Consider the following 11,924-nt stretch of genomic DNA (forward strand, 5'->3'; position numbering starts at 1 on the left):
GCCAGACCGCCGCGCGACGACGCATGTACTGGCGGCGTTGCGGGGTACGACGGAGCGCTGCCCGGCATCACCGGTGCGGCAGGCGTTCACGCGGCCTTGTCCTTTTGGACGTCTCAATGATGGGCCCGGACAAAACCCGCGGCGCGTTGATCGCGCCAGGGAAAGGATTGCTCCAGATGTTGACATACCAGCCCCTCGTCACCGCAGTCACCGCGCATGGGCAGCGCGCGCGGCACCCCCGTCATCCCTGCATCCTGGCTCGCCGATGATGGTTCCCGCCGAGTTCCTCACCTTCGCCGCCGTCGGCGCGCTCGCCCAGTTGGTCGACGGCGCGCTGGGCATGGCCTATGGCGTGGCGTCCGCGGCGATGCTGCTCGGTCTGGGCGTGCCGCCGGTGACCGCCACCGCCAGCGTGCACCAGGCCGAGGCCTTCACCTGCGGCGCGTCCGGACTGAGCCACTGGCTGGCCGGCAACGTGCGCTGGCGGCTGTTCTGGGTGCTGGCGATTCCCGGCGTGATCGGCGCGGTGGCCGGTGCCGCGGTGGTGGTGCACGTGCCGGCCGAATGGATGCGCCTGGCATTGACGCCCTACCTGCTCGGCATGGGCGTGTTCCTGCTGATGCGCGGTGCGCTGGGCCGCCCGCCCGGGCCGGAGGTGCCACGCGGCACGCCGATGCTGGGCCTGGGTGCGGGCTTCGCCGACGCGATCGCCGGCGGCGGCTGGAGCGCGCTCACCGTCACCACGCTGGTCGCGCGGGGCGCCACGCCGCGGATGGTGATCGGCACGGTACACCTGGCCAAGTGCGTGGTCAGCATCGCCGCCAGCGTGAGCTTCCTGCTGATGATCGGTCTCAGCCACGGCACGGCCGTGCTGGGGTTGATCGCCGGCGGCGTGGTTGCGGCGCCGGTGGGTGCGATCTTCGCGCGGCGCATGCCGGCGCGGGTGGCCACGGTGCTGGCGGCGATCGCCGTGCTGGGCCTGGGGGTCAACAACGTGGTGGCGGCGTTCGGCTAGGCCCGCGCCTCGGGGACGCGCACCACGGGACCCTCGCGCTCTTACAATGTCGCGATGAACGATTACCCCATCGAAGTCCGCGGCTCGGCCAGACAGCCGCTGGGCATGGCGCCCGCACAGTTCCTGCGCGACTACTGGCAGAAGCGCGCGTTGCTCATCCGCAACGCGTTCCCCGATTTCCGGCCGCCGCTGCAGCCGGACGACCTGGGCGGCCTGGCCTGCGAGGACGGCGCGCTGTCGCGGCTGATCATCCACGACGAGGCGCGCGAGCGCTGGTCGGTGAAGACCGGGCCGCTGGACGAAGCCGACTTCGCGCGCACGCCCGACCGCAACTGGACCCTCCTGGTGCAGGACGTGGACAAGTGGGATGCCGACGTGGCGCAGCTGCTGGAGCATTTCCGCTTCCTGCCGAGCTGGCGCATCGACGATGTCATGGTTTCCTATGCAGAACCGGGCGGCGGCGTCGGCGCGCACGTGGACCAGTACGACGTGTTCCTGCTGCAGGGCCTGGGCCAGCGGCACTGGGCCATCAGCACCGATCCGGATGCGCCGAAGGATTTCCGTCCGGATGTCGAACTCAAGCAACTGGTGCAGTTCGAGCCGACCCACGAATGGCTGCTCGAACCGGGCGACATGCTCTACCTGCCGCCGGGCGTGCCGCACGACGGCGTTGCCTTCGGCGGCCCGTGCATGACCTTCTCGGTCGGCATGCGCGCGCCGTCGCAGGCGGAACTGACCGGCGACCTGGCCGATTACCTCGCCGAGCGGCTGGACGAGTCGCAGCGCTACACCGACCCAGACCTCGCGCCCGCACGCTCGACCGGCGAGATCGACGCCGCAGCCCTGCAACGCCTGCGCGAGGCCCTGCCCTTCGCCGGCGGGCTGGACGAGGAAACCTTGCGCGACTGGTTCGGCCGCTTCATCACCCGCTACCGCAACGCGCAGTCGCCCGCGCCGCCGGCCAGACCGGTGACCCCGGCCGCGCTGCGCAAGCGCCTGGAGGGCGGCGCCACGCTGCTGCGCCACCCGTGGTCGCGACTGGCCTGGAGCCGCAGCCGGCGCGCGGCCGTGCTGTTCGCCAATGGCCAGGCGTACACCGCCCCGGCCGAGCTCGCCCGTCGCCTGTGCGCCGAGCGCTCGCTCGCCTTCCAGGGCGTGCCGGGCGAGGATGCCCTCGAGCTGTTGCTGGCCCTGGTGAACGACGGGCACCTGGTGCCTCACAAGGGGCGCCGTTGAGCGTCCTCCCCGCTCCGGACGCGCCCCTGCCGGCCGGCAATCCGGAGGAACTGGCGGCCGCGCGGCAGGTGCTGCTGGCCTCGACGCGCCGCCAGCTGGACATCCGCGTGCCACGCCTGGACGACTCGCTTTACGCCGGCGCGGAGGAGTTGACCGAGCTGCGCCGCATCGCCACCGGCGGACGCGGCGCGCAGATCCGGCTGCTGCTCAACGACCCGGGCACGGCATTGCGCGATGGCCACCGGTTGATCCTGCTGATGCAGCGGCTGCCCAGCGTGATCCAGGTGCGCATGCCGGTCGACGAGGTCGACCTGGGCAATCCGTCCGCCTACCTGCTGACCGACAGTGGCGGCTACCTGTTCCAGCCCGATGCCGAGCGCCCGCAGGGCCGCGCCGCGCGGATCGACCGCCCGGGCTGGGCACCGTTGCACCAGCAGTTCGACGAGATGTGGGAGCGCGCCGAGCGGGCGCGCATGCTGCAGCCGCTGGATCTCTAGGTGAGCGCGGGGGCCCGGGCGGCCCGCCTTTCGTCAGGCCCGGAGAAGTCACGATGGGCTGAAGCCCGATCTACAGGACCTTCCGGTTCTTGCGGCCGATCGCCACGATGATGATGGCGAACGCCGCCAGGCGTATCAGATAGGCCGCGCTGCGATCCTCGAAATAGACGTTGGTCATCGCGATGACGATCTGGGCCGTGCCCAGCAGGCCGAACGCCAGCGAGAACGCCAGGAACAGCTTGTCGCCGGTACGCCGCCAGAACCGCAGGAAGAACAGGCCGCCGATGAAGAAGCCGAACGTGACGGCACCGGAGAGGAAGTAGATCAGAAGCGTCATTCCCCTTCTCCGTTCCAGATGAAGCCGAACAGCAACGTCGCGACCGCCGCCAGCGACAGCAGGCCACGCGGGACGGCCAGGTCGACCGAGCCGGGAAAGACGATCAGGTCCAGCACCAGCAGCAGGTTCTGCAGCGCCAGCAGCAGGAAACACAGCGCGCTCCAGAAAAGCAGGCCCGCGCGGGTCCGGTGGAAACTGCGCCCGAGCATCAGCGCACAGACCGTGCTAGCCAGGAAGCACAACAGGTACACCGCCGGTGCGAAATATTGGGACACGCGCTAATCCTTACGGAAACGGAAGGCGTCGGCGAACGCGACGAGGTTGTCGGACCGGGACCGCATGATCAGGCGAAGCACTGCGTCGGGCGAACGCAGGTACAGGGAGCGGGAGGCTTCGACCAGTTCGTGGAGGTCTCCGGACGCCGGGCCGTAGCGCACCAGATCGTCGCTCTCGCGCACGATCAGCCCAGCCGCGTGGAGGGACTCCACGGCCTGGCTGACGACCAGCTCGCTTGCCCGCAGCGCATCGACCAGTTCCTGTGACGACCAGCGGCGCGCGGGATCGCGCAGCAGCAGGAACAGCAGTTCCATCGACCAGATGGACCGGAATGTCGACCGCAGGAAACCGGCTACATCCTTCTCCAATGGCATTCCGAAGTTCGCCCCCTTGTCTGGCGGATCACGTGGGCCCCCTGTAACCCCCCAAAGCCGATCCGAATGTGGAGCGACCTGCGAATAGCCGCCCGCATTCTATGGGCTCTTTTGCGCGAAGCCAACCCGGCGCCATGCTATGGTCGCGCGGATGGAAGGCGGAAAGGCATTCGGGGCAATGCCTGGGGAACGTTGGACACTGGATGGCGTGGCCACGGCCGCGCGGTCGGCCCTTGTGCCGGGCTGGCGTCTGCCCACCGCGTTGATCGGTTGAAGCATGGGTTCAGCGTGGGCAGTGCACCCTCCTCGGTTCGCCCTCGATTGTCGGGTGCAGCCGTATCCATGATTCGACCCTGGACAGGACGTGCTGTCACCACAGGAGATTCATGTGAGCGCCGAAATTTGCCAGGAAACGCTGGATCGTACCCAGCTCATCGCCGCTTTGCGCAGCCTGCGTAGCGGCGACTTCAGCGTGCGCCTGCCCGAGAGCGGCCCCGGCGCGGATGTCGAAGTGGCACGCCTGTTCAATGAGGTGGTGGGCTTCAACCGGCAGCTCACCGACGAACTGGAACGCCTGTCGATGGTCGTGGGCAAGGAGGGCCGGATCAACCAGCGCGGTCGCGTGAAGGCCGCCACCGGCGGCTGGGAAAGCGCGATCCGCTCGGTCAACGACCTGATCGAGGACATGGTCCAGCCCACCGCCGAGGTGGCGCGCGTGATCGGCGCGGTGGCCAAGGGCGACCTCTCCCAGACGATGACGGTGGAGATCGACGGTCGCCCGCTGCGCGGCGAGTTCCTGCGCATCGGCAAGGTGGTGAACACGATGGTGGCGCAGCTCGCCTCGTTCGCCTCCGAGGTGACTCGCGTGGCCCGCGAAGTGGGTACCGAAGGCAAGCTCGGTGGCCAGGCGACCGTGAAAGGCGTGGCCGGCACCTGGAAGGACCTGACCGACAACGTCAACGCGATGGCCACCAACCTCACCGGCCAGGTGCGAAACATCGCCGAGGTGACCACCGCGGTCGCCTCCGGCGACCTCTCCAAGAAGATCACCGTGGAGGTCAAGGGCGAGATCCTGGAGCTCAAGAACACCATCAACGTGATGGTGGACCAGCTCAACTCCTTCGCCTCGGAAGTGACCCGCGTGGCGCGCGAAGTGGGGACCGAGGGCAAGCTCGGCGGCCAGGCGCAGGTGCCGGGCGTCGCCGGCACCTGGAAGGACCTCACCGACAACGTGAACCTGATGGCCGACAACCTCACCGGCCAGGTGCGCAACATCGCCGAGGTGACCACCGCGGTCGCCTCCGGCGACCTCTCCAAGAAGATCACCGTGGAGGTCAAGGGCGAGATCCTCGAACTCAAGAACACCATCAACGTGATGGTGGACCAGTTGAACTCGTTCGCCTCGGAAGTGACCCGCGTGGCGCGCGAAGTGGGTACCGAGGGCAAGCTCGGTGGCCAGGCCCAGGTGCCGGGTGTCGCCGGTACCTGGAAGGACCTGACCGACAACGTGAACCTGATGGCCGACAACCTCACCGGCCAGGTGCGAAACATCGCCGAGGTGACCACCGCGGTGGCGCGCGGCGACCTTTCCAAGAAGATCACGGTGGAGGTCAAGGGCGAGATCCTGGAGCTCAAGAACACCATCAACGTGATGGTGGACCAGTTGAACTCCTTCGCCTCGGAAGTGACCCGCGTGGCGCGCGAGGTCGGTACCGAAGGCAAGCTCGGCGGCCAGGCCACCGTGCCCGGTGTGGCCGGCACCTGGGCCGACCTCACCGACAACGTGAACCTGATGGCCGACAACCTCACCGGCCAGGTGCGAAACATCGCCGAGGTGACGGTGGCGGTGGCGCGCGGCGATCTTTCCAAGAAGATCACCGTGGACGTCAAGGGCGAAATCCTCACCCTCAAGGACACCATCAACGTGATGGTGGACCAGCTCAACTCGTTCGCCTCGGAAGTGACCCGCGTGGCCCGCGAGGTGGGCTCGGAAGGCAAGCTGGGCGGCCAGGCGCAGGTGCCGGGCGTCGCCGGCACCTGGAAAGACCTCACCGACAACGTGAACCTGATGGCCGGCAACCTCACCGGCCAGGTGCGAAACATCGCCGAGGTGACCACCGCGGTGGCGCGCGGCGACCTTTCCAAGAAGATCACGGTGGAGGTCAAGGGCGAGATCCTGGAGCTGAAGAACACCATCAACGTGATGGTGGACCAGCTCAACTCGTTCGCCTCGGAAGTGACCCGCGTGGCGCGCGAAGTGGGTACCGAGGGCAAGCTCGGCGGCCAGGCGCAGGTGCCCGGCGTGGGCGGCACCTGGAAGGACCTCACCGACAACGTGAACGCGATGGCGGCCAACCTCACCGGCCAGGTGCGAAACATCGCCGAGGTGACCACCGCGGTGGCGCTGGGCGACCTGTCCAAGAAGATCACCGTGGACGTCAAGGGCGAGATCCTGGAGCTCAAGAACACCATCAACACGATGGTGGACCAGTTGAACTCCTTCGCCTCGGAAGTGACCCGCGTGGCGCGCGAAGTGGGTACCGAGGGCAAGCTCGGCGGCCAGGCGCAGGTGCGCGGCGTCGCCGGCACCTGGAAGGACCTCACCGACAACGTGAACCTGATGGCCGAGAACCTCACCGGCCAGGTGCGAAACATCGCCGACGTGACCACCGCCGTGGCGCGCGGCGACCTGTCCAAGAAGATCACCGTGGACGTCAAGGGCGAGATCCTGGCGCTCAAGGACACCATCAACGTGATGGTGGACCAGCTCAACTCCTTCGCCTCGGAGGTGACCCGCGTGGCGCGCGAGGTCGGTACCGAAGGCAAGCTCGGCGGCCAGGCGCAGGTGCCGGGCGTGGGCGGTACCTGGAAGGACCTCACCGACAACGTCAACCTGATGGCGACCAACCTGACCAACCAGGTGCGCGGCATCGCCGACGTGGTGACCGCGGTGGCGCAGGGCAACCTCAAGCGCAAGCTGTCGGTGGATGCCAAGGGCGAGATCGCGGCGCTGGCCGACACCATCAACGGCATGATCGAGACGCTCGCCACCTTCGCCGACCAGGTGACCAACATGGCGCGCGAGGTGGGCATCGAGGGCAAGCTCGGCGGCCAGGCGCGCGTGCCCGGCGCCGCCGGCCTGTGGCGCGACCTCACCGACAACGTGAACCAGCTCGCGGCGAACCTGACCAACCAGGTGCGCTCGATCGCCGACGTGGCAACCGCGGTGACCAAGGGCGACCTCTCGCGCTCGATCGCGGTGGCCGCCTCCGGCGAGATGGCCGCGCTGAAGGACAACATCAACGAGATGATCCGCAACCTCAAGGACCAGACCTTGAAGAACGCGGAACAGGACTGGCTGAAGACCAACCTCGCCCGCTTCTCGCGCATGCTGCAGGGCGTGCGCGACCTGGCGACGGTGTCGAACCTGATCATGTCCGAGCTCGCGCCGCTGGTGAACGCGCAGTACGGCGTGTTCTACGTCGCCCGGCGCGAGGAGAACGAAACGGTGCTGGACCTGGTGGCGAGCTACGGCGCCGAGAGCCGCGACCAGCTCAAGCCCACCTTCAAGCTGCGCGAAGGCCTGGTCGGCCAGTGCGCGGCCGACAAGCGGGCCATGCTGCTGACCGACATCCCGGAGAATTTCATCCGCATCGGATCGGGCCTGGGCCACGCGCCGCCGGCCAACGTGGCGATCCTGCCGGCGTTGTTCGAGGACGACGTCAAGGCGGTGATCGAGCTGGCCTCGTTCAACCGCTTCAACGAAACCCACCAGAACTTCCTCGACCAGCTGATGGAATCGGTCGGCATCGTGCTCAACACGATCGCCGCGACGATGCGTACCGAGGGCCTGCTCAAGCAGTCGCAGCTGCTCACCCAGGAACTGCAGGCACGCCAGACCGAGCTGACTACCAAGCAGGAAGAGCTGCACGCCACCAACGAGGAGCTGCAGGAGAAGGCCCAGCTGCTGGAAAACGAAAAGAAGCAGGTGGAGGCCAAGAACTTCGAGATCGACATGGCCCGCCGCGCGGTGGAGGAGAAGGCCGAGCAGCTGGCACTCACCTCCAAGTACAAGTCGGAGTTCCTGGCCAACATGAGCCACGAGCTGCGCACGCCGCTCAATTCGCTGCTGATCCTCTCGCGCCTGCTGGCGGACAACCCGCAGGGCAACCTGAGCGAGAAGCAGACCGAGTTCGCCCGCACCATCCATTCGGCCGGCTCGGACCTGCTCAGCCTGATCAACGACATCCTGGACCTCTCCAAGATCGAATCGGGCACGGTCTCGATCGAGATCGGCGACATGCCGATGAGCGGGCTCAAGCAGCACATGGAGCGCACGTTCCGGCAGCTGGCCAGCGACAAGAACCTCGAGTTCAAGGTGGAGTTCGACCCGGGCCTGCCCGCATCCATCCGCACCGACGAGAAGCGCCTGCAGCAGGTGGTGCTCAACCTGCTTTCCAACGCCTTCAAGTTCACCGGCGAAGGCAGCGTCACGCTGGCGGTGCGTCCGGTGTCCGGCGGCTGGAGCAGCAACCACCCGGTGCTGCGCTATGCCGAGCGCGCGATCGAGATCGCCGTCACCGATACCGGCATCGGCATTCCGAAGGAGAAGCAGAAGCTCATTTTCGAGGCGTTCCAGCAGGCTGACGGCACCACCAGCCGCAAGTACGGCGGCACCGGCCTGGGTCTCTCGATCAGCCGCGAGATCGCGCGCCTGATCGGTGGCGAGCTGCAGGTGCGTTCGACGCCGGGCGTCGGCTCGACTTTCACGCTGTTCGTCCCGCTCGAGGCGGTCAGCCCGGCCGCGCTCCCGGTGGGCGGCAGCAGCGCGCGCTACGACAACAGCGGCGCGATGGTGCCGGGCGCCCTGCCCGCGCCGATGGAAGTCACCGACGACCGCGACGTGCTGGGCGATTCGCCGTTCGTGCTCATCGTCGAGGACGACCCGACGTTCGCCTCGATCCTGCTCGACATCGCCCGCGAGGCCGGCCTCAAGGGCGTGGTGTCCACCGCGGGCGCCGGCACCCTGGCGCTGGCGCGCAAGCTCCAGCCGCATGCGATCACGCTGGACCTGGGCCTGTCGGATATCGACGGCTTCGTGCTGCTGGACCTGCTCAAGCACGACCCGCAGACCACGCACATGCCGATCCAGGTGATTTCCGGCGCCGACAAGCGCGGCGCGGCGCTCAGCCTAGGAGCGTTCGGGGTGACGGAAAAGCCTGCCGCTCCGGAGCAACTGGCCGAGCTGTTCGACCGCCTGGCCGGCCACATCCGCCAGGCGCCTCCGCCGCAGCCGGCGCCCGACACGCCCAACGGCATGCGCCCGGCGCCCGAACTGGGCGGTGCGCGCATCCTCATCGTCGACGACGACATCCGCAACATCTATTCGCTGACCAGCGTGCTGGAAAGCCACGGCGTGGAGGTATTGCATGCCGAGGGTGGCCGGGAAGGCATCGCGATCCTGGAACAGACGCCAGGCATCGACATCGCGCTGATCGACATCATGATGCCGGAGATGGACGGCTACGAGACGATGCAACAGGTCCGCGCGATGCCGGCACTGGCCGAAGTCCCGCTGATCGCGGTCACCGCCAAGGCGATGAAGGGCGACCGCCAGAAATGCCTCGACGCCGGCGCCTCGGACTACATCGCCAAGCCGGTCGACATCGAACTGTTGCTGGCGCTGCTGCGCGTCTGGCTGGCCCGCTCGCGCGAGCGGTCGCCCGTCGAGCTGTAGTGCAGAGCCAGGGAATCCCATGAACGCACCCGTCTCGCGCCAATCCCTGTCCGCCCTGCGCCGCGGCACTCCCGAACTTCCCGAGCGGGCGCGCATCCTCATCGTCGATGACGACGAACGCAACCTGCTGGCCATCCGCACCGTGCTGGAGGACATCGCCGACGTGGTGCTCGCCCGCTCCGGCGAGGATGCGCTGAGGCAGCTCCTCAAGGGCGAGTTCGCGGTGATCCTGCTGGACGTCTACATGCCCGGCATGGACGGTTACGAGACCGCGCAGATCATCCGTGCGCGCGAGCAGACCAAGCGCATTCCGATCATCTTCCTCTCGGCGGTCAACAAGGAAACCGAACACCTGATCCGCGGCTATTCGATGGGCGCGGTCGACTACGTGTTCAAGCCGGTCGAGCCGGTGGTGCTGCGCTCCAAGGCGGCGGTGTTCGTCGACCTGTACCTGATGACCCGCGAGGTGCGGCGCAAGGCGAAGCAGGAGCAGGAACTGCTGGACGCCAACCTGCGCGCGAACGCCGAGCGCCTGCGCGCCGAGCAGGAGCTGCGCCTGGCCGAACAGCGCCAGGCGGCGATCATCCAGTCGCTGCCGCTGGTGCTCTACCTGGAGGACCAGGACGCGACGCCGCGCATGCCCAAGTTCGTCAGTGGCAACTTCACCGCCGTCACGGGCTTCAGCTACGACGATGTCGTCGCCACCCCCACGCTGTGGCTGGATCGGCTGCACCCGGAGGACCGTGACCGCGTCGCGGGCGCCCTGCGCGCACGCCGCCAGGGCCGCGCCTATGCGGTGGAGTATCGCTGGCAGTGCGCCGACGGCACCTACAAGCACTTCCTCGACCAGGCGGTGCTGCTGCGCGACGCCGACGGCCGGCCACTGGAGTACGCCGGCACCCTGCTCGACGTCACCGACCGCAAGAACCTCGAGACGCAGTTGCTGCACGTGCGCAAGATGGACGCGCTGGGCCAGTTGACCGGTGGCATCGCGCACGACTTCAACAACCTGCTCGCGGCCGTGCTCGGCGGCCTGGGCCTGATCGAACGGCGCGTGACGCTGGCCGATGACCAGCGCAAGGTGCTGGAGATGACCCGCCACGCCGCCCAGCAGGGGGCCGAACTGGTCTCCCGCCTGCTCGCCTTTGCGCGCAAGCAGAAGCTCGAGCCCGCGCACATCGACATGGCGAACCTGTCCGCGAACGTCACCCAGTTGCTGGGCCACACGCTGGGCGGGCTGGTCGCGCTGGAGTGGGAGCTGCAGGACGGTCTGTGGTCGCCCTATGCCGACGAGACCCAGCTCGAGCTGGCGCTGATGAACCTGGCGATCAATGCGCGCGACGCGATGCCCGATGGCGGCAAGATCCACATCGCCTGCCGCAACGCCAGCATCGGCGGCGGCGACGAGGCCGCAGCGGGCGATTACGTGGTACTGGCCATCTCCGACACCGGCTGCGGCATCGCGCCGGACATGCTCGAGCGCGTCACCGAGCCGTTCTTCACCACCAAGGCGGTCGGCAAGGGCACGGGGCTGGGCCTGTCCATGGTCTACGGCTTCGCCCAGCAGTCGGGCGGCACCATGCGCATCGAGAGCCACCTGGACCAGGGCACCACGGTCGAGCTGTGGCTGCCACGCGCAAGCGAGGCGGCACGCAGCCCGGTCGCCATCGCGACCAACGGCGCCACCCGCAGCAACCGCACCCGCAATATCCTGCTCGTCGACGACCACGAGGGCGTGCGCGCCACGACCGCAGCCATGCTGGAGGACCTGGGGCATCGGGTCACCACGGCATCCGATGGCGAACACGTGAGCCAGCTCATGCAGACCGAGCACCTGCAGGCGATCGACTTCATCATCAGCGACTACGCCATGCCGCTGGTTTCGGGCTCGGAGGTGATCCGCAAGCTGCGCGCGGTCAAGCCGGGGTTGCCGGGCATCATCATCAGCGGTTACGCCGACAAGGCGGCCATTTCCGGCGCGCCCGAAGGGGTGATCGTGGTGTCCAAGCCGTTCACCGCGAACCAGTTGCAGGACGCCATCGCCGCGGCCGCGCACGCCGGCACGTAGCTCGCCACCGGCGATACGCCAACGCGCTGCCATCCTGCCCCTCCCCATACCCGGCGGCAGAAGGTCCCCAATGGCGGATGGTCGCCGACGCGCGCACCCGCAAGCCGGGTGGAACGGACGCGGGCCGGGCCGCGTCCAGGCGCCCTCCCGCGCTCGGGACCAGACCCCGCCACCGACCCGGAGCGAACCTGCAGACGACCCGATCCACCTCCCGGGACACCCGGACCCCGGCAGGCAACTGAACAAAGGCTGGACCATGGTCCGCGACCATCACGCCGCCGCGGGACACCGGCAAGCACGGTGTCATGCCGATTCGCACCGCCGCGGCCTTGAAATCGACCGCCGCACCGCGACCTCAAAGGCTTGTCCGGCTTGCCGCGGCGC

At 68.1% G+C, this 11,924-nt stretch carries 8 protein-coding genes; 5 read left to right on the forward strand and 3 right to left on the reverse strand.

The annotated features are described in order from the left end of the window. The first annotated feature begins 265 nt into the window (after window positions 1-265). The 3 genes from LQ771_RS08515 to LQ771_RS08525 are packed head-to-tail and all read left to right on the forward strand — an operon-like array spanning window position 266 to window position 2,748. Window positions 266-1,015 (forward strand): sulfite exporter TauE/SafE family protein, encoded by a 750-nt coding sequence (locus LQ771_RS08515; protein ID WP_425491252.1) that lies wholly within the window; start codon window positions 266-268, stop codon window positions 1,013-1,015. Between the two features lie 54 nt (window positions 1,016-1,069). After that, window positions 1,070-2,251, forward strand: a complete 1,182-nt coding sequence (locus LQ771_RS08520) for a cupin domain-containing protein (RefSeq protein ID WP_231348985.1) — start codon at window positions 1,070-1,072, stop codon at window positions 2,249-2,251. After that, window positions 2,248-2,748, forward strand: a complete 501-nt coding sequence (locus LQ771_RS08525; RefSeq protein WP_231348986.1) for a DUF7931 domain-containing protein — start codon at window positions 2,248-2,250, stop codon at window positions 2,746-2,748. Before LQ771_RS08520 ends, LQ771_RS08525 begins: the two co-directional genes overlap by 4 nt. 70 nt (window positions 2,749-2,818) lie before the next feature. Here LQ771_RS08525 and LQ771_RS08530 read toward each other — a convergent pair whose 3' ends face one another. The 3 genes from LQ771_RS08530 to LQ771_RS08540 are packed head-to-tail and all read right to left on the reverse strand — an operon-like array spanning window position 2,819 to window position 3,675. Then, window positions 2,819-3,085, reverse strand: coding sequence for a DUF5985 family protein (locus tag LQ771_RS08530; RefSeq protein WP_231348987.1), 267 nt, complete (start codon window positions 3,083-3,085; stop codon window positions 2,819-2,821). After that, window positions 3,082-3,360, reverse strand: a complete 279-nt coding sequence (locus LQ771_RS08535; RefSeq protein ID WP_231348988.1) for a DUF5985 family protein — start codon at window positions 3,358-3,360, stop codon at window positions 3,082-3,084. Before LQ771_RS08535 ends, LQ771_RS08530 begins: the two co-directional genes overlap by 4 nt. Before the next feature lie 3 nt (window positions 3,361-3,363). Next, window positions 3,364-3,675, reverse strand: a complete 312-nt coding sequence (locus LQ771_RS08540; protein WP_231348989.1) for a hypothetical protein — start codon at window positions 3,673-3,675, stop codon at window positions 3,364-3,366. 448 nt (window positions 3,676-4,123) lie between these two features. Between LQ771_RS08540 and LQ771_RS08545 the strand changes: the two genes are divergently transcribed. Both LQ771_RS08545 and LQ771_RS08550 read left to right on the forward strand, forming a co-directional pair. Next, window positions 4,124-9,472 (forward strand): HAMP domain-containing protein, encoded by a 5,349-nt coding sequence (locus tag LQ771_RS08545; protein WP_231348990.1) that lies wholly within the window; start codon window positions 4,124-4,126, stop codon window positions 9,470-9,472. A 19-nt stretch (window positions 9,473-9,491) separates the two neighbouring features. Beyond that, window positions 9,492-11,540: a response regulator gene (locus tag LQ771_RS08550; protein ID WP_231348991.1), complete on the forward strand. Its 2,049-nt coding sequence runs from the start codon at window positions 9,492-9,494 to the stop codon at window positions 11,538-11,540. Window positions 11,541-11,924 lie beyond the last annotated feature (384 nt).

Source organism: Frateuria soli (assembly GCF_021117385.1).
Classification (GTDB): Bacteria; Pseudomonadota; Gammaproteobacteria; order Xanthomonadales; family Rhodanobacteraceae; genus Frateuria_A; species Frateuria_A soli.

Bases quoted from the DNA above. Each gene is read 5' to 3' on its own strand.
- LQ771_RS08530 (WP_231348987.1), bottom strand. From the start codon at position 3,085: ATGACGCTTCTGATCTACTTCCTCTCCGGTGCCGTCACGTTCGGCTTC.
- LQ771_RS08550 (WP_231348991.1), top strand. From the start codon at position 9,492: ATGAACGCACCCGTCTCGCGCCAATCCCTGTCCGCCCTGCGCCGCGGC.
- LQ771_RS08515 (WP_425491252.1), top strand. From the start codon at position 266: ATGATGGTTCCCGCCGAGTTCCTCACCTTCGCCGCCGTCGGCGCGCTC.
- LQ771_RS08540 (WP_231348989.1), bottom strand. From the start codon at position 3,675: ATGGAACTGCTGTTCCTGCTGCTGCGCGATCCCGCGCGCCGCTGGTCG.
- LQ771_RS08520 (WP_231348985.1), top strand. From the start codon at position 1,070: ATGAACGATTACCCCATCGAAGTCCGCGGCTCGGCCAGACAGCCGCTG.